Source organism: Streptomyces sp. NPDC018693 (assembly GCF_044391385.1).
Taxonomy (GTDB): domain Bacteria; phylum Actinomycetota; class Actinomycetes; order Streptomycetales; family Streptomycetaceae; genus Streptomyces.
On sequence record NZ_JBIRZZ010000002.1, the window covers coordinates 208,552 to 235,198 of the forward strand.

The 26,647-nt window shown below is 70.6% G+C and carries 22 protein-coding genes and 1 riboswitch; of the genes, 9 read left to right on the plus strand and 13 right to left on the minus strand.

Annotated features, from left to right (window positions below):
• Window positions 1–5: 5 nt before the first annotated feature.
• From ACH5AC_RS05280 to hisC, 6 genes are all read right to left on the minus strand, one after another.
• Window positions 6–1,064 carry a peptidoglycan DD-metalloendopeptidase family protein gene (locus ACH5AC_RS05280; protein ID WP_398860281.1) on the minus strand — a complete coding sequence of 353 codons (1,059 nt, stop codon included), beginning with the start codon at window positions 1,062–1,064 and terminating at the stop codon, window positions 6–8.
• Window positions 1,065–1,193: 129 nt separating this feature from the next.
• The gene (locus ACH5AC_RS05285; protein ID WP_398860906.1) at window positions 1,194–2,789 is read right to left on the minus strand and encodes a GAF domain-containing sensor histidine kinase; all 1,596 of its coding nucleotides are present in this window, start codon (window positions 2,787–2,789) and stop codon (window positions 1,194–1,196) included.
• Window positions 2,790–2,947: 158 nt separating this feature from the next.
• Window positions 2,948–6,481: a thiol reductant ABC exporter subunit CydD gene (cydD, locus tag ACH5AC_RS05290; RefSeq protein WP_398860282.1), complete on the minus strand. Its 3,534-nt coding sequence runs from the start codon at window positions 6,479–6,481 to the stop codon at window positions 2,948–2,950.
• A gap of 32 nt (window positions 6,482–6,513) precedes the next feature.
• Complete coding sequence (gene cydB / locus ACH5AC_RS05295; RefSeq protein ID WP_398860283.1) at window positions 6,514–7,518, minus strand: cytochrome d ubiquinol oxidase subunit II; 1,005 nt, start codon at window positions 7,516–7,518, stop codon at window positions 6,514–6,516.
• A 20-nt stretch (window positions 7,519–7,538) separates the two neighbouring features.
• Window positions 7,539–9,047: a cytochrome ubiquinol oxidase subunit I gene (locus ACH5AC_RS05300; protein WP_398860284.1), complete on the minus strand. Its 1,509-nt coding sequence runs from the start codon at window positions 9,045–9,047 to the stop codon at window positions 7,539–7,541.
• A gap of 250 nt (window positions 9,048–9,297) precedes the next feature.
• Window positions 9,298–10,377, minus strand: coding sequence for a histidinol-phosphate transaminase (gene hisC, locus ACH5AC_RS05305; protein WP_398860285.1), 1,080 nt, complete (start codon window positions 10,375–10,377; stop codon window positions 9,298–9,300).
• Between the two features lie 417 nt (window positions 10,378–10,794).
• Here hisC and ACH5AC_RS05310 point away from each other — a divergent pair, with 417 nt between their 5' ends.
• The 3 genes from ACH5AC_RS05310 to ACH5AC_RS05320 all read left to right on the plus strand — a co-directional run bounded on the left by ACH5AC_RS05310 (window position 10,795) and on the right by ACH5AC_RS05320 (window position 14,408).
• Window positions 10,795–11,907: a LacI family DNA-binding transcriptional regulator gene (locus ACH5AC_RS05310; protein WP_398860286.1), complete on the plus strand. Its 1,113-nt coding sequence runs from the start codon at window positions 10,795–10,797 to the stop codon at window positions 11,905–11,907.
• Window positions 11,908–12,225: 318 nt separating this feature from the next.
• Complete coding sequence (locus tag ACH5AC_RS05315; RefSeq protein ID WP_398860287.1) at window positions 12,226–13,311, plus strand: metallophosphoesterase; 1,086 nt, start codon at window positions 12,226–12,228, stop codon at window positions 13,309–13,311.
• 203 nt (window positions 13,312–13,514) lie between these two features.
• Entirely contained in the window at window positions 13,515–14,408 is an 894-nt protein-coding gene (locus tag ACH5AC_RS05320) for a hypothetical protein (RefSeq protein WP_398860288.1), read from the plus strand.
• A gap of 177 nt (window positions 14,409–14,585) precedes the next feature.
• On the opposite strand, the gene ACH5AC_RS05325 is transcribed toward ACH5AC_RS05320, so the two are convergent.
• The gene (locus ACH5AC_RS05325) at window positions 14,586–15,560 is read right to left on the minus strand and encodes a LysR family transcriptional regulator (RefSeq protein WP_398860289.1); all 975 of its coding nucleotides are present in this window, start codon (window positions 15,558–15,560) and stop codon (window positions 14,586–14,588) included.
• Window positions 15,561–15,729: 169 nt separating this feature from the next.
• Between ACH5AC_RS05325 and ACH5AC_RS05330 the strand changes: the two genes are divergently transcribed.
• The gene (locus ACH5AC_RS05330; protein ID WP_398860290.1) at window positions 15,730–16,116 is read left to right on the plus strand and encodes a VOC family protein; all 387 of its coding nucleotides are present in this window, start codon (window positions 15,730–15,732) and stop codon (window positions 16,114–16,116) included.
• Window positions 16,117–16,291: 175 nt separating this feature from the next.
• Here ACH5AC_RS05330 and ACH5AC_RS05335 read toward each other — a convergent pair whose 3' ends face one another.
• Both ACH5AC_RS05335 and thiC read right to left on the minus strand, forming a co-directional pair.
• The gene (locus ACH5AC_RS05335) at window positions 16,292–16,888 is read right to left on the minus strand and encodes a DUF1326 domain-containing protein (protein WP_398860291.1); all 597 of its coding nucleotides are present in this window, start codon (window positions 16,886–16,888) and stop codon (window positions 16,292–16,294) included.
• A gap of 181 nt (window positions 16,889–17,069) precedes the next feature.
• Window positions 17,070–18,866 carry a phosphomethylpyrimidine synthase ThiC gene (thiC, locus tag ACH5AC_RS05340; RefSeq protein WP_398860292.1) on the minus strand — a complete coding sequence of 599 codons (1,797 nt, stop codon included), beginning with the start codon at window positions 18,864–18,866 and terminating at the stop codon, window positions 17,070–17,072.
• Window positions 18,859–19,048: riboswitch (TPP riboswitch) on the minus strand. It overlaps the preceding gene by 8 nt.
• 71 nt (window positions 19,049–19,119) lie before the next feature.
• Here thiC and ACH5AC_RS05345 point away from each other — a divergent pair.
• Window positions 19,120–20,958: a YibE/F family protein gene (locus ACH5AC_RS05345; RefSeq protein WP_398860293.1), complete on the plus strand. Its 1,839-nt coding sequence runs from the start codon at window positions 19,120–19,122 to the stop codon at window positions 20,956–20,958.
• A gap of 101 nt (window positions 20,959–21,059) precedes the next feature.
• Here ACH5AC_RS05345 and ACH5AC_RS05350 read toward each other — a convergent pair whose 3' ends face one another.
• The 4 genes from ACH5AC_RS05350 to ACH5AC_RS05365 all read right to left on the minus strand — a co-directional run bounded on the left by ACH5AC_RS05350 (window position 21,060) and on the right by ACH5AC_RS05365 (window position 23,382).
• On the minus strand, window positions 21,060–21,506 hold the full coding sequence (locus tag ACH5AC_RS05350; RefSeq protein WP_398860294.1) for an SsgA family sporulation/cell division regulator: 447 nt from the start codon (window positions 21,504–21,506) through the stop codon (window positions 21,060–21,062).
• A gap of 107 nt (window positions 21,507–21,613) precedes the next feature.
• Window positions 21,614–22,327 (minus strand): IclR family transcriptional regulator, encoded by a 714-nt coding sequence (locus ACH5AC_RS05355; RefSeq protein ID WP_398860907.1) that lies wholly within the window; start codon window positions 22,325–22,327, stop codon window positions 21,614–21,616.
• Window positions 22,328–22,672: 345 nt separating this feature from the next.
• Window positions 22,673–22,885, minus strand: coding sequence for a DUF5326 family protein (locus tag ACH5AC_RS05360; protein WP_398860296.1), 213 nt, complete (start codon window positions 22,883–22,885; stop codon window positions 22,673–22,675).
• A gap of 179 nt (window positions 22,886–23,064) precedes the next feature.
• On the minus strand, window positions 23,065–23,382 hold the full coding sequence (locus ACH5AC_RS05365; RefSeq protein ID WP_398860908.1) for a cupin domain-containing protein: 318 nt from the start codon (window positions 23,380–23,382) through the stop codon (window positions 23,065–23,067).
• Window positions 23,383–23,440: 58 nt separating this feature from the next.
• Between ACH5AC_RS05365 and ACH5AC_RS05370 the strand changes: the two genes are divergently transcribed.
• The 4 genes from ACH5AC_RS05370 (at window position 23,441) to ACH5AC_RS05385 (ending at window position 26,585) form a co-directional block, all read left to right on the plus strand.
• On the plus strand, window positions 23,441–23,818 hold the full coding sequence (locus tag ACH5AC_RS05370; RefSeq protein WP_398860297.1) for a phage holin family protein: 378 nt from the start codon (window positions 23,441–23,443) through the stop codon (window positions 23,816–23,818).
• A 3-nt stretch (window positions 23,819–23,821) separates the two neighbouring features.
• Window positions 23,822–24,313 (plus strand): low molecular weight protein-tyrosine-phosphatase, encoded by a 492-nt coding sequence (locus tag ACH5AC_RS05375; protein ID WP_398860298.1) that lies wholly within the window; start codon window positions 23,822–23,824, stop codon window positions 24,311–24,313.
• Window positions 24,310–25,449, plus strand: coding sequence for a cystathionine gamma-lyase (locus tag ACH5AC_RS05380; RefSeq protein ID WP_398860300.1), 1,140 nt, complete (start codon window positions 24,310–24,312; stop codon window positions 25,447–25,449). Before ACH5AC_RS05375 ends, ACH5AC_RS05380 begins: the two co-directional genes overlap by 4 nt.
• 230 nt (window positions 25,450–25,679) lie before the next feature.
• On the plus strand, window positions 25,680–26,585 hold the full coding sequence (locus ACH5AC_RS05385; protein WP_398860301.1) for a LysR family transcriptional regulator: 906 nt from the start codon (window positions 25,680–25,682) through the stop codon (window positions 26,583–26,585).
• Window positions 26,586–26,647 lie beyond the last annotated feature (62 nt).

The window sequence follows — 26,647 nt, forward strand, 5'->3', positions numbered from 1 at the left end:
TCGGTCTAACTCAACGGCACCCCGCGGGCCGTCAGCCACGCCACCGGGTCCACCGCCGAGCCCATCTCGGGGGTGATCCGCACCTCGAAGTGCAGGTGCGGGCCGGTGGAGTTGCCGGTGCTGCCCGACTGGCCGATCCACTGGCCGGCGACCACCCGCTCCCCCTGGTCGACGGCGACCGAGGCCAGATGGGCGTACTGGGTGTAGTAGCCGCCGGTGTGTTCGAGCACGACCTGCATGCCGAAGGCGCCACCGCACGCCACCCGCGCCACCCGGCCCGCACCGACGGCCCGCACCGGCGTCCCCACCGGCACCGCGAAGTCCTGCCCGGTGTGCCGGTTCGCCCAGCGCGCCCCGCCGCTGCCGTAGCCCGCCGACATCTCGTACGTCTCCACGGGCGCCACCCACGCCTGCGTGAAGCGCGCCTGCGGCTGGTCGAGGCGTGTCGCGCCCCGGCACGCGCCCGCGGCGACCGAGGCGTCCGCCTGGCCCTGCAACTGCGACCGGGCCGCTTCCAGCTTGCGCTCGATGTCCTTCTTCAGGGTGGCGAGTTCGGCGTTGCGCCGCTCCAGCGCCTGCCAGGCCGCGGCCGCCTTCGCCTCGGAGGCGGCCAGCCGCTGCTCGGCCCGGCGGCTCTTGCCGATCGCGTTGTCCACGGCGAGATTGGCCTGCGAGAAGGCGTGCTGACCGCGCATCAGCTCTTCCGGGCTGTCCGCGAGGACGATCTGCGCGGCGGCCGGCAGCCCCCCGCCGCTGCGGTACTGGGCTCGGGCGATCCGGCCCAGGTCCTCCCGGAGGGCGGCGAGTTCGCGCCGCTTGCCGTCGAGGAGCGACTCGATCCGCGCGGCCTCGGCCCGCTGGACGTCGGCCGCGCGCCGGCCCTCCTCGTACTGCCGGGTCGCCGCGGCCGCCTCCTCGTACAGCCGCGCCACCTCGGCTCCGATCCCGGAGCCGTATCCCCCGGGGCCGCCGAGCCCGTCCCCCGTCGTCGGGCGTGCCGCGAGCACGGCGGCCGCGCACAGCAGGACGGAGACCAGCAGGAGGCAGCGGCGAAGTGAGCGCATGCCAGCGATCATGACCCGGCGCCGCGCAGCGGACCCTGTTCAAGTCATACGCCTGGGGGACGGGGCGCCTCGGATGGCCCAGGGCACGGCCCGGGGCAGTGGCTCGGTGGGTCGGCTGAGCGCGGCGGCTCAGTGGGGTGCCTCCCAGGTCACAGTCGCACCGGCGCCGTCTTCCCCGATGCCGGGGCCGTGGTGGCTGTCGCCGCCGAGGGACTCCGCGCGGCGCTGGAGATTGCGCAGGCCGCTGCGGCGGCCGCCGTCGGGGATACCGACCCCGTCGTCGGCGACGGTCAGACGGACGCCCGGGCGGCCGTCGGGCAGGGTGACGGTGGCGTCCACGACGACCTCGATCCGGGAGGCCCGCGCGTGCCGGAAGGCGTTGGACAGCGCCTCCCGCAGGGCCGCGACGAGGTTCTTGCCGGTGAGGTCGCCGACCAGGCTGTCGACCGGTCCGACGAAGCGGTGGGAGGGGCGGAAGCCGAGCGGCACCGCCGCCGTGTTGATCTCCCGCAGCACGCGCGTGCGCAGCCCCGACGTCACCTCGCCGGGCCCCTGCTGCAACGCGAAGATCGCGCTGCGGATCTCCTGGATGGTGATGTCGAGTTCGTCGACCGCCCTGCCGACGCCCCGGGTCACCTCCGGCACGACGGACCGGCGCTGGGCTCTCTCCAGCATCATGCCCGTCGCGAACAGCCGCTGGATGACGAGGTCGTGCAGATCGCGGGCGATCCGGTCGCGGTCCTCGAACACCGCGAGCCGCTCCCGGTCCCGCTGCGCCTCCGCCATCATCAGCGCGAGCGCCGCCTGCGAGGCGAACTGCGCGGCGAGGGTGCGCTCGGTCCCGCTGAACGGCCGCCCGCCGCGCGCGCGGGGCGTGACGAGCGTGCCCAGCACCCGCCCGTCGCTCTGCAGCGGCAGCATCATCACCGGGCCGTAGCCCCGGGAGTACGCGGCGACCAGGCGCGGGTCGTCGGCCGCGTCCGCGACGAACACCGCGCGCCCGGCGAGGAGTTCGGCGACGATCTCGCTGTCCGCCGGAACGACCCGGCCGAGCAGGCCCGACGGCTCGTCGGAGGCGACCGCGACGATCTCCAGGCCCCCCTCGTCGGCCGGGAGCAGCACGATGCCGGCGGCCGCCCCGGACAGCCTGCGGGCCTGCTCGGCGACGACCTGGAGCGCGTCGTCGGCGTCCCCGCCGGACAGCAGAGCGGTGGTCACGGCGACCGATCCGTCGATCCACCGCTCACGCTGCTTGGCGGCCTCGTACAGGCGGGCGTTGCCGATGGCGATGCCCGCCTCGGTGGCCAGCACCCGCACCAGGTTGAGGTCGTGGTCGTCGAACGGCTCCCCGTCCCGCTTCTCCGTCAGGTACAGGTTGCCGAAGACTTCGCCGTGCACCCGGATCGGGACGCCCAGGAAGCCGCGCATCGGCGGATGGTGCTCGGGGAAGCCGCAGGAGCGCGGGTCCTCGGTCGGATCCGTGAGCCGTACCGGCACCGGGTCGTGGATGAGGGCGCCCAGCAGCCCCTTGTGGCCGTCGGGACGCCGTCCGATGCGCTCCGCCGTCTCCTCGTCGACGCCGTGGTGGACGAATTCGGACAGGCCGTCCCGGTCCTCGGCGACCACGCCGATGGCCGCGTAACGGGCCCGGGTCAGCGCGGCCGCCGTCTCACAGATGCGGTCCAGCGTCGAGTGCAGCTCCAGCCCGCTGCCGACGGACCGCATCGCCTCCAGCAACTGGGGGACCCGCGCGGCCAGTTCCGCCGAGGGGTCGGCGGGCGGTTCGGAGAGCGGTGCGCTGGACACGATCTGCGCCTAGATCGACCTGGTGATCCGGGGAGGCCGGAATGGCGTTGCCCGGGAAACTCGGGGCGTCGGCCTGGTCATGCGGTCCTCAGCAGCGACTCCGCCGCTTCCTCCCGCTCGACCATCCTGCGCAGCGGTCCCTGGGCGGCGGCCAGCCGCGCGTACGGGCCGCGCTGCACCACCCGGCCCCCGTCCAGCACGATCACCTCGTCCACCGCCTCCAGTCCGGCCAGCCGATGCGTGATCAGCAGCGTGGTACGGCCCTCGGTGGCGGCCAGCAGATCGGCGGTGAGCGCGTCGGCCGTGGGCAGGTCGAGATGCTCGGCGGGCTCGTCGAGCACCAGCACCGGGAAGTCGGCCAGCAGCGCCCGTGCCAGTGCGAGCCGCTGCCGCTGCCCGCCGGACAGCCGGGCCCCGTGCTCCCCCACCAGCGTGTCCAGCCCCTCGGGCAGGCTGTCGGCCCACTCCAGCAGCCGGGCCCGCCCGAGCGCGTCGCGCAGCTCGTCCTCGTCGGCGTCCCGCTTGGCGAGCAGCAGGTTCTCGCGGACCGAGCTGTCGAAGAGGTGCGCGTCCTGGGCGCACAGCCCGACGAGCCGTCGTACGTCGTCGCCGTCCAGGGCGTACGCGTCCACGCCGCCCAGCGTGTACCCGCCGGCGTCCGCGTCCAGGAAGCGCAGCAGCACCTGGGCGAGCGTCGTCTTGCCGGAGCCGGAGGGACCGACCACGGCGATCCGACGGCCCTCGGCGAGGGTGAGGCCGACGTCGGCGAGCGCGTCCCGGTCCTGCCCGGCGTGCCGGGCGGTGAGCCCCTTGACCACGAGCGGGAAGGGCGATGCGGGCGCCTTGCGGGGCCGCTCCGGCTCGCGCACGGGCTCGGGGGAGTCCAGCACCTCGTGCACCCGCTCCGCGCTCCTGCGTACCCGCTGGCGGAACTGCACGGCGAGCGGCAGCCCGAGTACGGCCTCGAAGGCGGCCAGCGGGGTGAGCACCACGACGGCCATCGCGACACCGCTCAGCCGTCCGTCCACGACCGCCTGGGCGCCGACCAGCGCGGCGGCCGCGACGGTCAGCCCGGACACCAGCGCGGTGAGCCCGTCGCCGAGCGCGGTGGCCGTCGCGGCCCGCGAGGCGATCCGGGTGAGCACGCCGTCGGCCTCACGCGCCTCGGCGGTACGGGCGGGCAGCGCGCCGGCGACGGTCAGCTCGGCGGTGCCGGTGAGCAGGTCGGCCACCCGGGTGGCGAGCACCCCTCGGGCGGGGGCCAGCCGGCGTTCGGCGCGCCGGGCCACCGCCCCGGTGACCAGCGGGACACCCACGCCGGCCGCGAGCAGCCCGACGGCGAGCACCGCGCCGGCCTCCGGCAGCAGCCAGGCCGTGAAGCCGACGGCACCGGCGGAGACGACGGTCGCGGCACCGGCCGGGAGCAGCCAGCGCAGCCAGTAGTCCTGGAGGGCGTCCACATCGGCGACGAGCCGCGACAGCAGATCGCCCCTGCGGGTGCTGCGCAGGCCGGCGGGGGCCAGCCGCTCCAGCCGCCGGTACACGGCGACCCGGGTGTCGGCCAGCATCCGCAGCACGGCGTCGTGCGACACCAGCCGCTCGGCGTACCGGAACACCGCCCGCCCGATACCGAAGGCCCGCGTCGCCGTCACGGCCACCATCAGATACAGCACGGGCGGCTGCTGCGAAGCCCGCGAGATCAACCACCCGGAGGTGGCCATGAGCCCCACCGCACTCCCCAGCGCGAGGCTGCCGAGCAGCAGCGCCAGCCCCAGCCGACCGCGCCGGGGGCCGGACATGGCACGGACCCGGGCGAGCACACGGCGCGGCGCGCCACCCCCGCTCATGCCGTCACCGGCCACACCGCCCCCGCCTTCGCGAGGTGCCTCCGCCCCTTCCTTCTCGGTCAGCTGCCCCGCGGCGGCGGAGGGGCCCGGGGAACCGGCAGATTCCCTGGGAAGGGGCGGGTGGGCGGGCAGCATCGGCTCCGCGAGGCGCACCACCCGGTCCGCCACCCCCAGCAGCGCCGGCCGGTGCACCACCAGCAGCACGGTCCGCCCGGCCGCGAGCCGCCGTACGGCCGCCACGACCTCCGCCTCGGTCTCCCCGTCGAGCGCGGCCGTCGGCTCGTCGAGCAACAGGACCGGACGGTCCGCGAGGAATGCCCGGGCGAGTGCCAGCCGCTGCCGCTGCCCGGCGGAGAGCCCGGCGCCGTCCTCGCCCAGGACGGTGTCGAGCCCTTCCGGCAGCGCCTCGACGAAGTCCAGCGCACCGGCGTCCGCCAGCGCCCGGCGTACGTCGAAGTCGTCCGCGTCGGGCCGGGCCAGCCGTACGTTCTCGGTGATCGTCCCGGCGTAGAGGTGCGGCCGCTGCGGCACCCAGGCGATCCTCGACCGCCACCGCTCCAGGTCCAGGCCGGCAAGGTCGGCGTCCCCGATGCGCACCCGGCCCTCGGTGGGTCGTACGAACCCGAGCAGCACATTCAGCAGCGTCGACTTGCCCGCGCCGCTCGGCCCGACGAGCGCGACGGTCTCGCCGGGCGCGACGGTGAAGGAGGCGTTCGACACCGCGTCGGCGGACCGGCCCGGGTAGCGGACGGTCACACCGTCGAAGACCAGGGCGCCCTCCGGGACGGCCCCCGCGCCGGTCTCCGGCAGCGGCGTTTCCAGAACCTCGAAGATCTCCTCGGCGGCCGACAGCCCCTCGGCCGCCGCGTGGTACTGCGCGCCGACCTGCCGCAGCGGCAGATACGCCTCGGGCGCGAGCACCAGGATGACCAGGCCGACGTAGAGGTCCATCTCGCCGTGGACCAGCCGCATGCCGATCGTCACGGCGACCAGCGCCACCGAGATGGTGGCGAGGAGCTCCAGCGCGAAGGACGAGAGGAAGGCGATCCGCAGGGTCCGCATGGTGGCCTGCCGGTACTCGCCGGTGATGCGCTTGATGGACTCGGCCTGCGCCTTGGCCCGGCCGAACACCTTCAGCGTGGGCAGGCCCGCGACGACGTCCAGGAAGTGCCCGGACAACCGGGAGAGCATCCGCCACTGACGGTCCATGTGCGACTGCGTGGCCCAGCCGATCAGCATCATGAAGATCGGGATGAGGGGCAGGGTGCCGGCGATGATCGCGGCGGACACCCAGTCCTCGGTCACGATCCGCGCCAGCACCGCCACGGGGACGACCACCGCGAGGCCCAACTGGGGCAGGTAGCGCGAGAAGTAGTCGTCGAGGGCGTCGATGCCCCGGGTGGCGAGGGCGACCAGCGAACCCGTCCGCTGCCCGCTCAGCCATCCGGGACCGAGCGCGGCGGCACGCTCCAGCAGGCGCCCCCGCAGCTCCGACTTCACGGCCGCGCTCGCCCGGTGGGCGGACAGCTCGGTGAGCCATCCGACCACCGCCCGGCCGCCCGCCACGGCGGCCAGCAGCACCAAAGGCGTACGGAGTTCAGTGACCGTCAGCCCGTGCTGGAACGCGCCGACCACCACCTCGGCGATCAGCATCGCCTGCGCGATGACCAGCAGGGCCCCGACCGCGCCCAGGGCGACGACCGCCAGCAGGAAGAGCCGGGTGGTGCGGGCGTACCGGAGAAGACGCGGGTCGATTGGTTTCACGTGAAACACACCTCAGTGCACGGGTCGGCGATTCAGTGCACGGGTTCGGCGATGTGCTGTGTGCCGATCCGCTTGCGGAACACCCAGTAGGTCCAGCCCTGGTAGAGCAGCACGACCGGGGTGGCGACGGCCGCGCACCAGGTCATGATCTTCAGGGTGTAGCCGCTGGAGGAGGCGTTGGTGACCGTGAGGCTCCAGTCCTCGTTGAGCGTCGACGGCATGACGTTCGGGAAGAGCGTCAGGAAGAGCATCGCCACGGCGGCCACGATGGTGACGCCGGACAGTGCGAACGACCAGCCCTCCCGTCCGACCTGGTTGGCCACCAGCGCGGCGACCAGTGCGGCGACCGCCACGACCAGGGCGACCAGGCTCGTGGCGTCCCCCTTGTCGATCTGCGTCCACAGCAGGAAGACCAGCGCCAGCACGGCGGTGGCGATGCCCACCTGAAGCGCCAGCTTCCGCGCCCGCTCCCGGATGTCACCGACGGTCTTGAGGGCCGTGAACACCGCACCGTGGAAGGTGAACAGCGTCAGCGTCACCAGACCGCCGAGCAGCGCGTACGGGTTGAGGAGGTCCCAGAAGTCGCCGGCGTACTCGAGGTTCTGGTCGATCTTCACGCCTCGCACGATGTTGCCGAAGGCCACACCCCACAGGAGCGCGGGGATCAGGGAGGACCAGAAGATCGCGGTCTCCCAGTTGCGCTGCCAGTGCTCCTCGGTCCGCTTGGCCCGGTACTCGAAGGCCACGCCCCGGACGATCAGGCAGACGAGGATGATCAGCAGGGGCAGGTAGAAGCCGGAGAAGAGGGTGGCGTACCACTCGGGGAAGGCGGCGAAGGTCGCGCCGCCCGCGGTGAGCAGCCAGACCTCGTTGCCGTCCCAGACGGGCCCGATGGTGTTGATCAGCACCCGCTTCTCGGCCCGGTCACGGGCGAGCAGCTTGGTGAGGATGCCGACCCCGAAGTCGAACCCCTCCAGGAAGAAGTATCCGATCCACAGGACGGCGATCAGGACGAACCAGACGTCGTGCAGTTCCATGACTGTGCAGCTCCCTCGGCCTAGTACGAGAAGGCCATCGGCTTGTCGGCGTCACGGGAGTCGCCGCCGATCTTCGTGGGCGGGTTGAGGTCGGCCTCGGTGAGCTCCGGCGGGCCGGCCTTCACGTACTTCGCGAGCAGCTTGACCTCGATGACGGCGAGGATCGCGTACAGCGCGGTGAAGACGATCATCGAGGTGAGGACCTCGCCCTGGGAGACGCCGGGGGAGACCGCGTCGCTGGTGCGCAGGACGCCGTAGACGACCCACGGCTGGCGGCCCATCTCGGTGAAGATCCAGCCCCAGGAGTTGGCGATCAGCGGGAAGGCCAGGGTCCAGATCGCGATGCGCCAGGCCCAGGGGGTGAGCTTCGCGCCGAGCGCCTTGTTCCTGAACAGGACCAGGTGTGGCACCTCGTCGTCGGCGACCCGCAGGTGCCGCGGCAGCAGGAACTTCTTGCGGGTCAGCCAGAGGCCGATCAGACCGATGGTGAAGGACGCCATGCCGAAGCCGATCATCCAGCGGAAGCCCCAGTAGGCGACGGGGATGTTGGGCCGGTAGTCGCCGGGTCCGTACTGCTCCCGCTCGGCCTTGTTGATGTCGTTGATGCCGGGGACGAAGGAGCTGAAGTCGTCCTTGGCCAGGAAGGACAGCAGGCCCGGGATCTCTATGGCGACCTTGTTGTGGCCCTCGTCGACATCACCGACGGCGAAGATCGAGAAGGGTGCTGGTTCCTCGCCGTCCCACAGCGCCTCGGCGGCGGCCATCTTCATCGGCTGCTGCTCGTACATGATCTTGCCGAGGACGTCGCCGCTGATGGCGGTGAGCAGACCGCCGATGACCACGGTGACCAGGCCGAGCCGCAGCGAGGTCTTCATCTCGACCACGTGCTTCTTGCGGGCGAGGTGGAAGGCCGCGATACCGACCATGAAGGCACCGCCGGTCAGGAAGGCGGCGGAGAGGGTGTGGAAGACCTGGCTGAGGGCGGTGTTCTGGGTCAGGACGGCCCAGAAGTCGGTCAGTTCGGCGCGGCCCTTCTCCTCGTTGATCTTGTAGCCGACCGGGTGCTGCATCCAGGAGTTGGCGGCGAGGATGAAGTAGGCCGACAGAATGGTGCCGATCGACACCATCCAGATCGTGGCGAGGTGGATCTTCTTCGGCAGCTTGTCCCAGCCGAAGATCCACAGGCCGATGAAGGTGGACTCGAAGAAGAAGGCGATCAGCGCCTCGAAGGCGAGCGGAGCGCCGAAGATGTCACCGACGAAGCGGGAGTAGTCCGACCAGTTCATGCCGAACTGGAACTCCTGGACGATGCCGGTGACGACACCCATGGCGATATTGATCAGGAAGAGCTTGCCCCAGAACTTGGTGGCTCGGAGGTACTTCTCCTTCTCCGTGCGCACCCAGGCGGTCTGCAGTCCGGCCGTGAGGGCGGCCAGCGAGATCGTCAGCGGGACGAACAGGAAGTGGTAGACGGTGGTGATGCCGAACTGCCAGCGCGCCAATGTCTCCGGCGCCAGAGCCAGGTCCACGTCGCTTTCTCCTTACATCGCCGTGGTACAGCGGCAGTTTGCCCCTTATGTCTCACACACAGATGGAGCAACCGGGACACGCTTGTGAACGCGTTCACATTCACAAGCATTATGCAGCATGAACGTTCGATGGTTGAGGGGCGGGGGGTCCCTCTCACGGACCGGGTGGCCCGGCGGGCATGCCTGAAAGGCCCATGGCGATCACCGGCAGTTGCCTACGCCATGGGCCTGACCTGCGATGACGTCCTGCTCAAAGCTCCTTGCGGAACGACTCCGTCACCTTCAGGAAGATGTCGTTCGCCTCGGCCTCCCCGACCGTGACGCGCACGCCCTCACCCGGGAAGGGCCGGATCACCACACCGGCCTGCTCACAGGCCGCGGCGAAGTCGACCGTGCGCTCCCCCAGCCGCAGCCACACGAAGTTCGCCTGGGTCTCGGGCACCGTCCAGCCCTGCGCGCGCAGCGCGTCGACCACACGGTTGCGCTCGCACACCAGCGAGCCGACCCGGCCGAGCAGCTCGTCCTCGGCGCGCAGCGAGGCCACGGCCGCGTCCTGCGCCAGCTGGCTGACGCCGAACGGCACCGCCGTCTTGCGCAGCGCCGCCGCGACCGGCTCGTGCGCGATCGCGAACCCGACCCGCAGACCGGCCAGGCCGTACGCCTTGGAGAACGTCCGCAGCACACACACGTTCGGCCGCTCGCGGTAGATCTCCACACCGTCCGGCACCTCGGCGTCCCGGATGAACTCCCGGTACGCCTCGTCCAGCACCACCAGCACATCGCCGGGCACCCGGTCCAGGAAGCGCTCCAGCTCGGCCCGCCGTACGACCGTGCCGGTCGGGTTGTTCGGGTTGCAGACGAAAATCATCCGGGTGCGGTCGGTGATCGCGTCCGCCATCGCGTCCAGGTCGTGCACCTCGCCCGAGGTCAGCGGCACCCGCACCGACGTGGCACCACTGATCTGCGTGATGATCGGGTACGCCTCGAAGGACCGCCAGGCGTAGATCACCTCGTCGCCCGGGCCCGAGGTGGCCTGCAGCAGCTGCTGGGCGACACCGACCGAGCCGGTGCCCGTGGACAGGTGGGAGAGGGGCACGCCGAAGCGGTCGGACAGCTCGTTCATCAGCCCCGTACAGGCCATGTCCGGGTAGCGGTTGAACGACGAGGCGGCGGCCGTCACGCTCTCCATCACGCCGGGCAGCGGCGGGTACGGGTTCTCGTTGGAGGACAGCTTGTAGGCCACGGGGCCGCCGGCCGCGGCGGGCTTGCCCGGCTTGTAGGTGGGAATCCCCTCCAGCTCGGCACGCAGCTTCGGGCTCGTCTCGCTCACCGCAGTCCTCCTCGTGACCACACCGGCTCACCGGCTCCAATACTGCTCACCTTATGAGGATTCGGTCCGGCTGCGAAGCGGTCGGCACTGAACTGGCAGGTCACACCGGCATCAGGGGCATCACCGCACGAAGCCCGACGAATCGGCGACGGCCAGGGGGCGCGTCGTACATATATCTACGCGCCGGTGGCTCACGCCGTGGCGCGCATCCCTCGTGCAGGTGAGTTGAGACCTCTTCGAGACATCGACCCCTTGGCAGGCTCATGCGCGCCGACAAGTTGCGTATTGGCATGAGAACCGTCAACTGGCTTTGTTTCTAAGGTAGTTGGTATGTAATGACCTTGCAGAAACGTGCCTGTCAATGCGTGCATATGCGTCCGCCCTACCCCACCGGATGAGCCCTACTATCGGCTCGCCATGACAGCAGCAGGGAAGCACCAGGTGAGTCGCGCGGAAACCTCACGCCGAGGCAGCCGGCCGGGCCGGGCGGGCATCAGGGACGTGGCCGCCGCCGCCGGAGTCTCCATCACGACCGTCTCCGATGCCCTGAACGGCAAGGGCAGGCTCCCTGATGCCACCCGACGCCATGTGCGCGAGGTCGCCGACCGGCTGGGCTACCGGCCCTCCGCAGCGGCCCGCACGCTCCGTACGGGCAAGTCAGGACTCATCGGTCTGACCGTGACCACATACGGGGATGAACCTTTCACCTTCACCGAGTTCGCCTACTTCGCCGAGATGGCGCGCGCCGCCACCTCCGCCGCGCTCGCCCGCGGCTACGCGCTCGTCATCCTGCCCGCGACCTCCCGCCACGACGTGTGGTCGAACGTCGCGCTGGACGGGACCGTCGTGATCGACCCGTCCGACCAGGACCCGGTGGTCAGCGAACTCGTCCGGCAGGGTCTGCCGGTCGTCTCCGACGGCCGGCCGGCCGGCACGCTGCCGGTCACCGCGTGGGTCGACAACGACCACGAGGCCGCCGTACTCGACATCCTCGACCACCTCGCCGACGCCGGCGCACGCCGGATCGGCCTGCTCACGGGGACCTCCACCGACACGTACACCCACCTGTCGACCAGCGCGTACCTGCGCTGGTGCGAGCGGGTCGGACAGGACCCGGTCTACGAGGCGTACCCCGCGCACGACCCGTGCGCCGGCGCCGTCGCCGCCGACCGGCTGCTGGCCCGGCCCGACCGGCCCGACGCGGTCTACGGCCTGTTCGACCCCAACGGCACCGACCTGCTCGCCGCCGCCCGCCGCTACGGGCTGCGCGTGCCGGAGGACCTGCTGCTGGTCTGCTGCAGCGAGTCGACCGTGTACGCGAACACGGAGCCGCCGATCACGACGCTGTCGCTGAAGCCGCGCCGCATCGGGACCGCCGTCGTCCAGCTCCTCATCGACGCGATCGAGGGCGTGGAGTCGGACCGCCCCGTCGAACAGGTGATACCGACCGAGTTGATCGTACGTACCTCATCCCAGCGACGTCCGCCGCGCACTACGGTGAGCCCGCCTCGGGGGCCGGAGCGGGGGTAGGGGGCGGGAGGTGCCCCCTCTGGGGGAGGAGGCACCGCGTCAACGCCGGGCCGCGCGACCCACCCCCCTCCCACGCCGGCTGGTCGAAGGAGGGGCGCGCGGTAGTCGTACACGGCGCACGTCGGCGCGGCCCGCTGGGTCGAAGCCCGGGTCAATCGGGGCGAATGCCGCGTTGAACAGGAACATTGCTCCGATTGACCACCCCTGGGTCATCACACGGCACGATCCGCATTCCTATGATGGGCCCACGACACCGCGGGCCGCTGCGACCAGGCAGTCCAAAGCGGTGCAGCTGCGGCGCGATGGTGGAGGGGTCTGATGACTCAGGGGGCCGGTCAGGGGCCGGAAGTGGAGCGGACGGCGACGCTGCGCGACTTCCGGGTACCCGCGTACGTCCATGAGACCGGTCCGTACGTCGACAGCGCCCATCCCGGCAACGTCGTACCGCCCCTCGACGAGAGCGTGGACCACCCCGAGGGCTACACCCCGACCCAGCGCGACCTGCCCGTCATCAACCGGGGCGACACCGTCCAGGTGCCCGTCGACCCCGCCCCCGCCACCCCCGCGCCGCCCCCCTCGAACCGGCCGGGCCCGCTGTTCGTGGTCGGCGACGTCCACGGCTACCTCGACGAACTCGTCGCCGCCCTCCAGGAGCAGGGCCTGATCGACGCGGCGGGCCGCTGGTGCGCCGGCACCAGCCGGCTGTGGTTCCTCGGCGACTTCACCGACCGCGGGCCGGACGGCATCGGCGTCATCGACCTGGTGATGCGCCTGTCCGCGGAGGCGGCCGCGGCCGGCGGCTACTGCAAGGCCCTCATGGGCAACCACGAGCTGCTGCTGCTCGGCGCCAAGCGGTTCGGCGACACACCCGTCAACTCGGGTGCCGGTACCGCCACCTTCCAGGCGGCCTGGCTGCTCAACGGCGGCCAGAAGTCCGACATGGACCGGCTCCAGGACCACCATCTGCAGTGGATGGCCCGCCTCGACGCCGTCGAGGAGGTCGACGGCTACCTGCTCGTCCACTCCGACACCACCGCGTATCTCGACTACGGCGACTCGATCGAGGCCGTCAACGACACCGTCCGCGAGACCCTCACACGCAATGACGCGGACGAGTGCTGGGACCTCTTCCGCAAGTTCACCAAGCGGTTCTCCTTCCGCGACGAGGGCGGCGCCGACGCCGTGCGTTCCCTGCTCGATACGTACGGCGGCACCCGGATCGTTCACGGCCACAGCCCGATCCCCTATCTGCTGGGCGAAGTCGGCTCCGAGGACGGCGAGGACGACACCGGTCCGTCGGTCGAGGGACCGCACGTCTACGCCGACGGTCTCGCCATCGCGATGGACGGCGGCGTGACCATGGCCGGAAAGCTGCTGGTCCGGCAACTGCCGCTGGATGTCTGAACCTTCACCGGGCAGACGCATCCCCGACGCACCCACGGAGGACCACGTCGACGACGGCGCAGGCCAGGGGCCAATTTCAGCAAACCCCCTGTCACCGTGCGCCGTCACCGCTCTACCATCGACCTATCCGTAGCAGGCTCCCCTCCGTTTCTGCCCGACGGCTCGTTGGCATGCGAGCCCCAAGCCCTACGGAGCATCGGGGGATGCACATGAACAGCGTTCCGCAGCACCTGCACAGCGAGGACCGCCAGGAGTACGAGCGGGTCCTCGACGAGGCGCTGCGCTCCGCACCACGCCACCCGGAACTGGCCGCTGTCGGACAGCGGCTCAACCCCGAACAACTGCGCACCATGGCCCTCAACGCCACCGCCCTCATCACGGCGGCCGCGGCCACCGAGTACCAGCACTACGTCAAGGTCCGCGCGGAAATGCGCCAGCCGGCCCCGTCCGCCTCATCACCCACCTCGTCGTCTGCCTCGTCGTCCGCCCATGAGTCCGGCTCGGGGGAGCCGGGCGGAGGCGCGATGGGGCTCGCCGCCACCATGGGGGAGGCCGCCGAGGCCGCCGGGGCGGGCGCCGTCGCCGTCGCCGCCGTCCTGACCCCCGTACTCGCCGGAACCGCCGCGGTGATCTTCCTGCTCGTGGGGTACGTCCTGCGCATGCTCGACCCACGGCCCGCCTTCGCGGACACCATGCTCACCGCGGGCTGGGTGTTCGGCGCGGTGACCGCCGTCGCGATCCTCGTCGCCACCGTGGGACTGCTGCTCACCGCGCTGCGCAACCAGCCCTCCCTGGAAGCGGGCACCTACGGCGAGCAGAGCGCCGAGGTCGACCGGGCCAGGGAGGCATGGCGGGAGGCCCTGCTGACACGCGGCATCCTGCCCTTCCTGAGGGAGGCCCTCGCCGACCCCGACACAGCCGCCGCCCTGCCCCACACGGGGCCCCCGGCCCCCTCCGGCCGCCTCCCCAAAATCGGCTACGACCGCCCCGGCTTCACGAGCCCCGACGACGGCCCCGGACGAGGCTCCCGACCGAGCTTCAGCAGCCCCGACTACACAAGCCCGGATTTCGGAGGCCCGGAGCACCGGCCGGAGTGACGGGGCCGACAGCGCTGGAGCCCGGCGCCCCTGGGGCCCGTCACGCCTCGGACCCGACAAGCCTCGGACCCGCCACGCTGGGGAACCGGCGTCCTGCGCACATCAGCACCTGGAAGTCGAGGAAGCCACCGAACCAGCCCGACAGCCGGGCGCGCGGCTCGACCTCCGGGCCGTGGATCAGCGCGGTCCCGGCAGTGACACCGCCGCCCGGTCAGCCGCATCGGCGGCACCGATCGCATCGGCCGCAGCAGTCGTAGCAGCCGCAGCGGTCTCAACGACCGCATCTGCCGCAGCCCGGACGAACGCACGTATTCGCTCGGTCGTGTTGCCCGGCGACCAGACGAGCCCCCGCTCGATCGGCCGTGCGTCCTGGAGGGATACGTAGGCGATGTCGGGCCGAGGGTAGTACCGACGGCAGTGTTCGCCGACCGGGAGGACCCCTCTGCCCATCGCGACAAGCGTGAGCATCTCGGAGAAGGAGCCGCCGGCCGGGCCCTTGGGCACGGGTCTGCCCGACGGGGTGCGATCCGGGGTGCGGTCTGCCTTGAACCCCGCCGAGGTCACGGCCGGATACTGCACCACAGGGTGATCGGCGAGCACTTCGACCGACACCGACTCCTCACCGGCCAGTGGATGTCCGGCCGCGACGGCAAGCACCCGCGCCTCGCGCATCAGCACCGGCCCGCACGCCATCCCGTCGAACGGGTAGGACGCGAGCAGGATGTCGACCGAGCCGTCCAGCAGACTCCCCCGTGAGTTGGACAGTTGAACCTCCCTCACCTCGACCCGGCAGTCCGGATGACGCTCGCTGAACACACCGACCGCTCTGAGCAGTACGGGTGCCGTCCACTCACCGAGGAAGGCCACCCGCAGCTCGCCCGTGACACCGCGCTGGGCGTCGGCGGCCCGGCGCACCGCCTCGTCCATCGCGGCGACCAGGGGTGCGAGATCGTCGGCCAGTCGCCGTCCGACCGGGGTGATGCGGACGGTACGGCTGTTCCGTTCGAACAGCGGGCCGCCGACCCTGCGTTCCAGCTTCTTGATCACCTGACTGACCCGCCCGGTCGTGAGCCGCAACCGCTCGGCTGTCCGGCCGAAGTGCAGCTCCTCGGCGAGCGTCAGGAAGGTCTCGATCTCCAACCGCTCCAGCACGATGTCTCTCTCACCCCCCGGCGTTTAGTCCTGCTCAACGGTCGTGTGTGGATCATGCGTTGATGATGTCCGGCCCGTGGCCGATCGTGGAAGGCGTCCAACCGGTCAGCTGGTCACCCGGCTTCTCGTCTCCACTCCTCCCCTCCCGTTTCTGAAAGGAAGCTCTCCCGTGCGTGTGAAGGCATTCGACCACCTGGTGCTCAACGTCGAAGACGTCGAACGCTCCCTGCACTTCTACACCGGACTCCTCGGCCTGGAGCCGGTCCGCGTCGAGGAGTGGCGGGCCGGGAAGGCCCCCTTCCCATCCGTCCGGGTCACCCCGGAGACCATCATCGACCTGGTCAGCCGCCCCCGCGGCGAGTCCAACGTCGACCACATATGTCTCACGGTGGACCCGCTGGACTGGGACGAGGTCATCGCGTCCGGCGCCTTCGACGTGGTCGAGGGCCCCGTGCCCCGCTTCGGCGCGCGGGGCACCGCCACGTCGGTCTACGTCCGGGACCCCGACTCCAACACCGTCGAGCTGCGCTGGTACCCGCAGGACGCTACGGCGTGACCGAGCCGGCGGTTCCGGTACGGGCGGGCGGCGGCGGCCCGTACCGGAACCACACGGCGGGGTTCAGTCCGCGATCGGCAGACACACCCGGTTCCCGGCGGCCGCGAACACACATGCAAGGAATGCGGCGCGAGCAGTCGCACCGGGCTGGCTGGGAAGACGAACGGGCAGGTCTTCAGGCACTCCACTCGATCGTGGTCCCGTCCCCGTAACCCCAGCTTTCGTAGGGCCGAAGGTCTGGGTCATGGAAGGAGCCGGAGGCCCCGAACAGCTTGAGTTCGGCCATCCCGAAGGCGACGGCGACCGGTGCGTCGACCACCCTGGTCTGCCTGCCGTCCTCCGTCTTGATCGCGTCGAGCGTGAAACCGCCGTGGTCGCCGATGCTGAAGCTCGGTGTGTCGCCGTCCTCGACCGTGATGCGCACGGTCCGAGTCGGGAGCCACTCGCCAATGAGGCTCCGCGCGTTCTCCCAGAGCCCGCCGCGCTCCCCATGGAGGATGGCTTCCAGCGCATCCCGCTGTGCCTTGGGCGTGTCCTCGTCGAAGTACACGCGCGCCTTGTCGATACCGCTCACGAAGTCCTTGGGGCACTGGAAACTGGCCGCGAATATCGCGCCCGAGAGATCGACACCATCCGACTGCCCGTCCTCGACCACGGCCGCGAGGGTGGATGAGCACCATCCCTGGTCCGGATCCGTGGGGCCGAGCGCGCACCGGCAGTTCATCTTGCAACTACACGCCTCATAAGACGTTGCGCGGACTGTCCACGACATCAGAAGCCTCCCGAGTCGCTGATCACCCCTGTTTCCAGTCTCCCCCGCGCCTGTCTGTAGTCAAGATCCCGTATCACGCCCGACAGCGAGTGCGCGGCGGTGGCGAACTCCTGCCGACGCCCAGTACCCCGAGGCGCCGCCCCAGGAAGCGCAAGCCTCTGGGACGGCGCTCACGTAAACGTCAGTCGGCGAGCGGCAGATAGACCCGGTTGCCCAAGGCCGCGAACTCCTTCGACTTCTCCAGCATCCCGGCCTCGATCTCCTCCGGGGTGGCGTCCGGGCCACCACCGAACTGCTCTGTGATGCTTCTGCTGATCTTCATCGAGCAGAACTTCGGCCCGCACATCGAGCAGAAGTGGGCCGTCTTGGCGGGCTCGGCCGGCAGTGTCTCGTCGTGGAACTCCCGTGCCGTGTCCGGGTCGAGGGCCAGGTTGAACTGGTCCTCCCAGCGGAACTCGAAGCGGGCGTCGGACAGTGCGTCGTCCCACTCCTGGGCTCCGGGATGCCCCTTGGCGAGGTCGGCCGCGTGGGCGGCGATCTTGTAGGTGATGACGCCGGTCTTGACGTCGTCACGGTTGGGCAGGCCCAGGTGCTCCTTGGGCGTGACGTAGCAGAGCATGGCCGTGCCCCACCAGGCGATCATCGCGGCACCGATGCCGGAGGTGATGTGGTCGTACGCCGGCGCGACGTCCGTCGTCAGCGGGCCGAGCGTATAGAACGGAGCTTCATCACAGATCTCCTGCTGAAGGTCGATGTTCTCCTTGATCTTGTGCATCGGGACATGTCCCGGGCCCTCGATCATGGTCTGTACGTTGAAACGCTTCGCGATCCGGTTGAGTTCCCCGAGCGTGCGCAATTCCGCGAACTGCGCTTCGTCGTTGGCGTCCGCGATCGAACCGGGGCGCAGGCCGTCGCCCAGCGAGTAGGTGACGTCGTAGGCCGCGAGGATCTCGCAGAGTTCCTCGAAGTTCTCGTAGAGGAAGCTCTCCTTGTGGTGGGCCAGACACCAGGCCGCCATGATCGAACCGCCGCGCGAGACGATGCCGGTCTTGCGGTTGGCGGTCAGCGGTACGTACGCCAGGCGCACGCCCGCGTGGACCGTCATGTAGTCCACGCCCTGCTCGGCCTGTTCGATGACCGTGTCCTTGTAGATCTCCCAGGTCAGCTCCTCGGCCCTGCCGTCGACCTTCTCCAGCGCCTGGTAGAGCGGCACCGTGCCGATGGGGACGGGGGAGTTGCGCAGCACCCACTCGCGGGTGGTGTGGATGTTGCGGCCGGTGGACAGGTCCATGACCGTGTCGGCGCCCCAGCGGGTCGCCCAGGTCATCTTCTCGACCTCCTCCTCGATGGAGGAGGTCACCGCCGAGTTGCCGATGTTCGCGTTGACCTTCACCAGGAACCGCTTGCCGATGATCATCGGCTCGATCTCCGGGTGGTTGACGTTCGCGGGCAGCACGGCCCGGCCCGCCGCGATCTCCTCACGCACCACCTCGGGAGAAACGTTCTCCCTGATGGCCACGAACTCCATCTCCGGCGTGATCTCGCCCCGGCGCGCATACGCCAGCTGTGTGACCGCCTGGCCGTCACGGCTGCGACGCGGCAACCGTGGCCGCCCCGGGAACACCGCGTCGAGATTGCGCAGACCGCCGCGCGGCGAGGTGTGCTTGATCCCGTCGTCCTCGGGACGGACGGGGCGGCCCGCGTACTCCTCGGTGTCGCCGCGGGCGATGATCCAGTTCTCCCGCAGCGGTGCCAGGCCCCTGCGGACGTCCGTGTCGACGAGTGGATCGGTGTACGGGCCCGATGTGTCGTACAGCGTGACCGACTGCCCGTTGGTGAGGTGCACCTGCCGGACCGGCACCCGAAGGTCGGGGCGAGCGCCCTCGACGTACGCCTTGTGCCAGCCGATGGACTTCCCGGCCTCCTGGGACTTCTCGTCCTGAACGGAGGCAGGCGTGCGTGCGTCCTTGTTGGCCATGAGACCTACTCCCTACGCCGGCATTACCCGGTAACAGGTTCGGCGGTCGACGCAGCGGTCACCGTCTGCCGACGTTCCGTGTGAGGCATCACTCGATTCCGGTGACGTTCCACGTGAAACATCGCGAAGACGGAGGTCAGCGCCCTCTCAGCCCGGTGCTCCGAGCTCCCGCGTGTGCAAAGGTGCCTCCACGCTAGCGTCATTTGTGGCGCGGTGAACAGTGGGCCTCTGTCGTTCTTGCGATGATCGGTCGGTGACCACGACACACCGTCCCCCGTACCCGCCGCCGGAACCGCCCCGCGAGCCCGGTCCCGGAAACTCCGGTGGCAACGGCTCCGGCCCCGGCCCGAGTCCCGCCCCGGGCAGCGCTCCTGGCCGCGGGCCCCGCCTGGGGCACGGTGGTGACCGGTACTTCTCCGGGCCTCCGCAGGAGGGCGGTTACGGCGGCTACGGGGGCTATGGCGGCCGAGGACCGGGAGAGACAGCCGGCGGGTTCGACCCAGCCGACTCCCGTGGCGGTCCCGGACCCGGCCCTGGTGAGGAGCGCGCTGGGTACGGGCGAGGTCCCGCCGGCGAACATGGCGGGCACGGGCCAGGGCCTGGTGATACGTACGGCGACCGCGGGCAGGAACCTGGCGACGGACACGGGCACGGATACGGCGACGAGCATGGCCGGCACGGGCACGGGCACGGTTCCGGTGACAGGCACGGCGGGCACGGGCGCGGTCCCGGCGACGGGCGTGGTTCGGGTTCCGGCGGCGGCCACGGGCACGGTCCCTCCCACGGGCACAGCCACAGCCACGGGCCGGCGGCCCCCGTCTCCAAGCATCTGCGCAAGGTCATCGCGGCCGTCCTGATCCCCTTTGCCGCTGCCGTGCTGGTCGGGCTCGCGGTGCTGTGGCCCGGCGGTGCCCCGCCGCACGAGCGCACCGGCGTCGGCTTCGACCGGCAGACGCAGCAGGCCACGGTGACCGAGGTCGTCAAGGTGAGCTGCCAGGCCGTCAACGCCTCCGCGGACACCCCGACCGGGGACACCTCCACCGCCGAGGGCTCCTCCGCCCAGCAGCAGGCGAACGGCACCTGCAAGAAGGCGACCATCAGGGTCGACACCGGCCCGGACAAGGGCCGTACGTTCACCGAGATCGTGCAGCCGGACCAGTCACGGCAGCTGAGCGAGGGCCAGAAGGTCGTGGTCGCCTACGAGCCCGCCGCGCCGGAGGACCTGCAGTACTCGGTGGCCGACATCAACCGCCGGTTCCCGATGGCGCTCCTCGCCGGCATCTTCGCACTCGCCGTCGTGGTCGTCGGGCGGTTGCGGGGCGTCATGGCGCTGGTCTCGCTGGCCATCAGCTTCCTGGTGCTGAACTTCTTCGTCCTGCCCGCGATCCTGCAGGGCTCCAACCCGCTGATCGTGGCGGTGGTGGGGGCGAGCATCATCATGCTGATCGCGCTGTATCTGTGCCACGGCCTGTCGGCCCGGACGTCCGTGGCGGTGCTCGGCACGTTGATCTCCCTGTCGCTGATCGGCGTTCTCGGCTCGCTGTTCAACAGCTGGGCCGCCCTCACCGGCAACACCGACGACAACACCGGCCTGATCCACGGGCTGTACCCGTCGATCGACATGAGCGGTCTGCTGCTCGCGGGCATCATCATCGGCTCGCTCGGTGTCCTCGACGATGTGACGGTCACCCAGACCTCTGCGGTCTGGGAGCTGCACGAGGCGAACCCGACGATGGGCTGGCGCGGGCTGTACCGGGCCGGTACCCGTATCGGCCGCGACCACATCGCGTCCGTGGTCAACACCCTGGTCCTCGCCTACGCGGGTGCCGCGCTGCCGTTGCTGCTGTTGTTCTCGATCGCGCAGAGCAGTGTGGGCACGGTCGCCAACAGCGAGCTGGTGGCGGAGGAGATCGTGCGCACCCTGGTGGGTTCGATCGGTCTGGTCGCCTCGGTGCCGGTCACCACGGCGCTGGCCGCCCTCGTCGTCGCGGCCGACCGCCCGGAGCGGCAGGCCGCGGCGGGGGCGCCGGCCCTGGCGGGCGACGGCCCGACTCCGCCGCGGGTCGGCCGCGGACGGCGGCGCAAGCGCTGAGGCCCGGAGGCTTCGTCGCTGAGCCCCAGCCTCGGGGAGAAGCGTTCCTGCATCCCCCCTGCCCACGCTGAAGCGTTACGCCACACGGGTGCCGTAACGCTTCAGCCGGCGCTCTGTTCCTCCGCCAGGATCCGGCCCAGCGCTTCGTCGAGGTGGGCGTCGAAGTCGGCGAGGGCTCCCTCCTGGCCGAGCGGCACCAGCTTGTCGGTGCGGTCGAGGAACGCAACCAGGGGCGCCACCGAAGCACGGAACAGCGCCTGGTCGCCGCCGACCTGAAGCCGGATCAGAATCTCGCCGAGCGTGTCCGCGTCGGCGGGCGAGATCCGTACATCGCCCTCGCCGCACGGCCGCCCCACCCCGTCGATCATCAGCTCACGCGCGAAGGCCCAGGTCACCGGCGCGTCACCGGGCAGATGGAAGGTGAGGCGCACCGCGTAGGGATCCGCGGCCTCGTAGCCCAGCTCCACCGGGATGCGGAATGACAGCTCCTCGGACACGAGAAAGCTCATCATGACCTCTGCCTGTACCGCCTGTACGGACTCGCGCATCGCCTATCGCCTTACCCCGTCATGTGTCGTGGACTGGCCGGGAATGTACCCCTGACAGTGCCCCGAATCTTGCTGAACGTACATCACAGATCACAAGGAGTGAGTTTTCAGATACTGATAGAGAGGGCGAGTGACCCCAGCAGACGTCCGATCTCGCTCTGCAGCCGCTGGGCCGCCGGCAGCAGCCGGTCGGCCTGGGTGAGGGGCAGGGAGAGTGCCATCGTGGCCGCGGTGGTGCCCACGGTGAGGGGAATCGCGGCACACACCGTGCCCAGCGCGTACTCCTGGCGCTCGATCACCGGCTCCATCCGCCGCGTCCGCTCCAGTCGGCGCAGCAGCGTGCCGTTGTCGCGCACGGTGTACGGGGTGATCGGCTGCACGGGGTAGCGGGCGAGGTGGTCGCGGCGGGCGTCCTCGTCGAGCTGGGACAGCAGGCACTGGCCGATGGCGTGCGCGTGCCCGGTCTCACGGAAGTCGGCCCACTCCTCGACCGCCGGATTGCCCGGGGTGTCGGAGACGCACATGACCTCGATCTCACCGTCGCGGTACATGGCGTAGTACACGGGGACGCCGAGGGAATCCCGCCAGTGCGCGAGTGTGTCGACGACTGTGCTGCGACGTTTCTGCGCGGCTCCTCGGCTGCTCAGCCGCTCGGCTGCCTCGCCGAGGAAGAAGAGTCCCTTGTCGCGCCGCAGATAGCCCTCGTGCACGAGGGTGCGCAGCAGGTGGTAGGCGGTGGGCAGGGCGAGGCCGGTCTCACGGGCCAGTTGTTTCGCCGGGGCCCCGCACTGGTGGTCGGCGACGGCCTCCAGCAGACGCATGGCTCGCTGTACGGAACCGATGAGGGTGGTCGCGGAGTGCGGCTGGTCGTGGCGGGTGAGGTTCGGGGGCCGCTGGAGCGGGGGTGTGGAGGAGCGCGGCCGCATGGGGGCTACGTACGGTTCTGCGGATGCGGTGTCAACCGTGGCCAAGGGTCACTCCGGAAGCGCGAGGGGGCGGGCCGTGCGGGGGAACACGGGAGGGGTGTACGCCGCTCGCGGGGTGGTCCCCGCGACGAGTTCCGGACTCTAGCCCTCTGCCACCGCTCGCAGCCGGGCTGTCCGGAAAACTTCCCTCGGCCGAGGGAACCGGTGATTGCTGTTACCGATCACCGGCTCCCGCATCGCTCACCAGTCGCTGCGCGACGAGGAGCTCGACGTGAACTTCCGTACCACGTAGATGACTCCGCCGACCAGGGCGACGAAGACCAGCAGCTTGAACAGCAGGTTGATCACGAAGCCCACGACGCTGGCTATCAGCCCGCCGAACACGACGAGGGCGATGACCGGCACCGCGATCCACTTCACCCACCACGGCAGTCCCGCGAAGATCTCTCGCATCGCCCTCGTCCTTACCTCTCCGCCCGTCGCTGTGCCGGGTCCTGACGGGGTCCGGCAGTCCTGCCGGACCCTTTCGATCTGTCCTGCCTTCGATGCTAGGGCGGGAAGGTGCCCCGGCGGGGGCCTCGCGTCCCTTGTCCTCCCCTGACCGATCCCCTAGGGAACCCTGAGGCGCGAGATCACGCCTCGGGCGGAGAGAACACCACCAGGACCCTCAGGTCCTCGCTGATGTGGTGGAACTTGTGGGCGACCCCGGCGGGCACGTACACCACGCTGCCCCGCGCCACCTGCGTGGTCTCCATGCCCACGGTGAGGGAGGCGCGGCCGGACACGACGAAGTAGACCTCGTCCTGCTTGTGCGGGTTCTGCGGGTCGTGCTCCCCGGCGTTCAACGCGTACAGCCCGACGGACATATTGCGCTCATGCAGGAACTGCAGGTAGGCGCCGTCGTTGGCGGCTCGCTCCGCCTCCAGTTCATCCAGCCGGAATGCCTTCATCAGGTTCGTCCGCCCTTGCCCGGTGCTCGTGTCCGATCTCTCTGCCACGATCAGACACATGAAGAATTTCCTAGTCAAGACGATCGCCAACGCCGGCGCCCTGGCGGTCGCCGTCTGGCTGCTCGACAAGATCACGCTGACCGGTGACAGCACGGGCAAGAAGACCGGCACCCTGCTGCTCGTCGCCCTGCTCTTCGGCCTGGTCAACTTTGTCGTCAAGCCGGTCGTGAAGATACTGACCTTCCCGCTGTTCATCCTCACACTCGGCCTGATCACCCTGGTGGTGAACGCGCTGATGCTGCTGCTCACCTCATGGCTCGCCGACAAGCTCGACCTGAGCTTCCATGTCGACGGATTCTGGACGGCGGTCGTCGGCGGCCTGATCATCTCCGTCGTCTCCTGGGCGCTCAACGTCGTCCTGCCCGACGGGGACTGAGCAATGGCCTACCGCGTCTGCTTCGTCTGCACCGGCAACATCTGCCGCTCCCCGATGGCCGAGTCCGTCTTCCGGGCGCGCGTGACGGAGGCCGGGCTCGACGACCTGATCGAGGTCGACAGCGCCGGCACGGACGGCTGGCACGAGGGCGACGGCGCCGACCCGCGCACCGTCTCCGTCCTGGAGGAGCACGGCTACGCCGCCCACCACACGGCACGGCAGTTCAAGCCGTCCTGGTTCGCCCGCCTCGACCTCGTGATCGCCCTGGACTCCGGCCACCTCAGGGCCCTGCGCCGGCTGGCCCCCACCGAGGAGGACGCCCGCAAGGTGCGCCTGCTGCGCTCCTACGATCCCGCCTCAGGTGACGACGTCGACGTGCCCGACCCGTACTACGGGGGCATGGACGGCTTCGAGGAGTGCCTGGAGATGGTGGAGGCGGCCGGCACCGGACTGCTCGCCGCCGTACGCGACGACGTGCGGGGACGGGCCGCGTGAGCAGCCATGACGGTGGTACGGGCGAGGGCACGCGCGCGGTGCGCGCCGGACTGCCCGATCCCGTGAAGTACGAACCCGCCCTGCCGGGGCCGGTGTTCGCCGCCCACTACCACCTGCCGGGCGAGCCCACCGGCCCGTACACCTACGGCCGCGACGAGAACCCGACCTGGACGCGCCTGGAGCAGGCCATCGGCGAGCTGGAGGCGCCCGGGCAGGACGGCGTGGAGACCCTCGCGTTCGCGTCCGGTATGGCGGCGACCTCCGCCGTGCTCTTCTCCCAGCTGCGCTCCGGAGACACGGCCGTCCTGCCCAGTGACGGCTACCAGGCGCTGGCCCTGGCGCGGGCGCAGCTGGAGGCGTTCGGCATCGAGGTGCGCACCGCGCCGACGGGCGGCGACGCCCAGCTCGACGTCCTGGACGGCGCGAAGCTGCTGTGGATCGAGTCCCCGTCCAATCCCGGGCTCGACGTGTGCGACATCCGCCGGCTCGTCGAGGCGGCACACGCGCGTGGCGCCCTGGTGGCCGTCGACAACACGCTCGCCACACCGCTCGGACAGCGCCCGCTGGAACTCGGCGCCGACTTCTCGGTGGCCAGCGGCACCAAGCAGCTCACCGGACACGGGGACATCCTCCTTGGATACGTCACGGGCCGCGCCGGCGAGCCCATGACGGCCGTACGGCGCTGGCGGAAGATCGCCGGAGCGATCCCGGGGCCCATGGAGGCATGGCTCGCACACCGCTCGCTCGCCACGCTGCAGCTGCGCGTCGACCGGCAGAGCACCACCGCGCTGGCCGTCGCTCAGGCCCTGCGGGAGCGGTCCGAGGTGAGCGGGCTGCGCTATCCCGGGCTGCCCGACGACCCCGCGCACAAGGTCGCCTCGCGCCAGATGCGCCGCTACGGATGCGTGGTGTCGTTCACCCTGCCCACGCGCGCGCGTGCCGAGCGTTTTCTCGACGCGCTGCGGCTCGTGGACGACGCGACGAGCTTCGGCGGCGTGCGCTCCACCGCCGAACGGCGCGGCCGTTGGGGCGGGGACGCGGTGCCGGAGGGCTTCATCCGTCTGTCCGTCGGGGCGGAGGATCCCGAGGACCTGGTGGCGGATGTGCTGCGCGCGCTGGAGGAGTCGGCGCGATGACCCGCTTAGGGACGCCCCGGACAGGGTCCTACGCGCAACGGACGGTCCGAGCCTCCCCCCTCGTGGCTCGGACCGTCCTCGGTTCTGCGCGCCAAGAACCGCGCGACCTAGGCTAGTTGACTCTGTGTCAGTGTCCAATCACAGTAGCGACAGAGACCTATCGACTTATTTATAGTTGGGGCCCTGTCTCGGGGGGCGAGAGAAAGGCAGGGAAGGGGGAGGGCGTGCCCATGGATCTGGCCTTGCTGCGCACGTTCGTGACCGTGCACCGGGCCGGTTCCTTCACCCGCGCCGCCGCTCTGCTGGGCCTGTCCCAGCCGGCCGTCACCTCACAGATCCGCACGCTCGAACGGCAGCTCGGCCGCCCTCTGTTCCTACGACAGGCCCGCGGAGTCACTCCGACGACCATCGGCGACGAACTCGCCCACAAGGCCGCCCCGCATCTCGACGCCCTGGTGGAGATCACCGAGACCGGCCTCGACGACGAGTCCTCGCTGCGCACCCTGCATCTCGCCGGGCCGCCCGAGTTCACCGCCGAACAGGCCCTGCCGGCGCTCACCGGACTCACCGGGGAGGACGGCCAGGCAGTCGCACTGCGCGTCTCCTTCGGCCATGCCGAGGAGGCCCTGGAGGGCCTGGCCGCCGGGCACCACGACCTGGCGATCAGCACCGCCCGACCGCGAGGTGCTCTGTTCACGGCGACCCCGCTGTGCGACGAGGAGCATGTCCTGGTCGCCGCCCCGCGGTGGGCCGAGCGGGTCGGATCCGGACAGCCGCGCCATCGCAGTCGGGTCGCCCTGGAGCACCTCCCCGTCGTCGAGGTCCATGAGTCGCTGCCCTTCGTCTCCCGCTACTGGGCGTCCGTCTTCGACTCCCGTCCCGCCGTCTCCGGCACCGTCGTCGTCCCGGACCTGCGTGCGGTCCTCGCCTGCGCGAGCGCGGGCGCCGGTCTGGCGGTGCTGCCCCGCTATCTGTGCGTGAACGCTCTGGAGCGCGGTGACGTCGTCACCCTGTACGAGCCGCCCGTACCACCCCTGCGGACGTACTTCCTGGTGGTGCGGAGCGGCACCTTGGCGATGCCGCATATCGCGCGGGCCCATGAGTGGCTGCTCCGGGCTGCGGCCGAGTGGCGCTGAAGGTTCGGCCTGCGGGCGTCGCTCGACGAGGTCGGTTGGTTACGTTTCGCGATGTTTCACGT

Excerpts from the sequence above, each read along its gene's own strand:
- ACH5AC_RS05285 (WP_398860906.1), bottom strand. The coding sequence starts at position 2,789 with ATGCGGTCCGTCGGCAGCGGGCTGGAGCTGCACTCGACGCTGGACCGC.
- ACH5AC_RS05375 (WP_398860298.1), top strand. The coding sequence starts at position 23,822 with ATGGCCTACCGCGTCTGCTTCGTCTGCACCGGCAACATCTGCCGCTCC.
- ACH5AC_RS05385 (WP_398860301.1), top strand. The coding sequence starts at position 25,680 with ATGGATCTGGCCTTGCTGCGCACGTTCGTGACCGTGCACCGGGCCGGT.
- ACH5AC_RS05365 (WP_398860908.1), bottom strand. The coding sequence starts at position 23,382 with ATGAAGGCATTCCGGCTGGATGAACTGGAGGCGGAGCGAGCCGCCAAC.
- cydB (WP_398860283.1), bottom strand. The coding sequence starts at position 7,518 with ATGGAACTGCACGACGTCTGGTTCGTCCTGATCGCCGTCCTGTGGATC.
- thiC (WP_398860292.1), bottom strand. The coding sequence starts at position 18,866 with ATGGCCAACAAGGACGCACGCACGCCTGCCTCCGTTCAGGACGAGAAG.
- ACH5AC_RS05315 (WP_398860287.1), top strand. The coding sequence starts at position 12,226 with ATGACTCAGGGGGCCGGTCAGGGGCCGGAAGTGGAGCGGACGGCGACG.
- ACH5AC_RS05335 (WP_398860291.1), bottom strand. The coding sequence starts at position 16,888 with ATGTCGTGGACAGTCCGCGCAACGTCTTATGAGGCGTGTAGTTGCAAG.
- ACH5AC_RS05320 (WP_398860288.1), top strand. The coding sequence starts at position 13,515 with ATGCACATGAACAGCGTTCCGCAGCACCTGCACAGCGAGGACCGCCAG.
- ACH5AC_RS05370 (WP_398860297.1), top strand. The coding sequence starts at position 23,441 with ATGAAGAATTTCCTAGTCAAGACGATCGCCAACGCCGGCGCCCTGGCG.
- ACH5AC_RS05360 (WP_398860296.1), bottom strand. The coding sequence starts at position 22,885 with ATGCGAGAGATCTTCGCGGGACTGCCGTGGTGGGTGAAGTGGATCGCG.
- ACH5AC_RS05350 (WP_398860294.1), bottom strand. The coding sequence starts at position 21,506 with ATGCGCGAGTCCGTACAGGCGGTACAGGCAGAGGTCATGATGAGCTTT.
- ACH5AC_RS05355 (WP_398860907.1), bottom strand. The coding sequence starts at position 22,327 with ATGCGTCTGCTGGAGGCCGTCGCCGACCACCAGTGCGGGGCCCCGGCG.
- ACH5AC_RS05310 (WP_398860286.1), top strand. The coding sequence starts at position 10,795 with ATGACAGCAGCAGGGAAGCACCAGGTGAGTCGCGCGGAAACCTCACGC.
- ACH5AC_RS05280 (WP_398860281.1), bottom strand. The coding sequence starts at position 1,064 with ATGCGCTCACTTCGCCGCTGCCTCCTGCTGGTCTCCGTCCTGCTGTGC.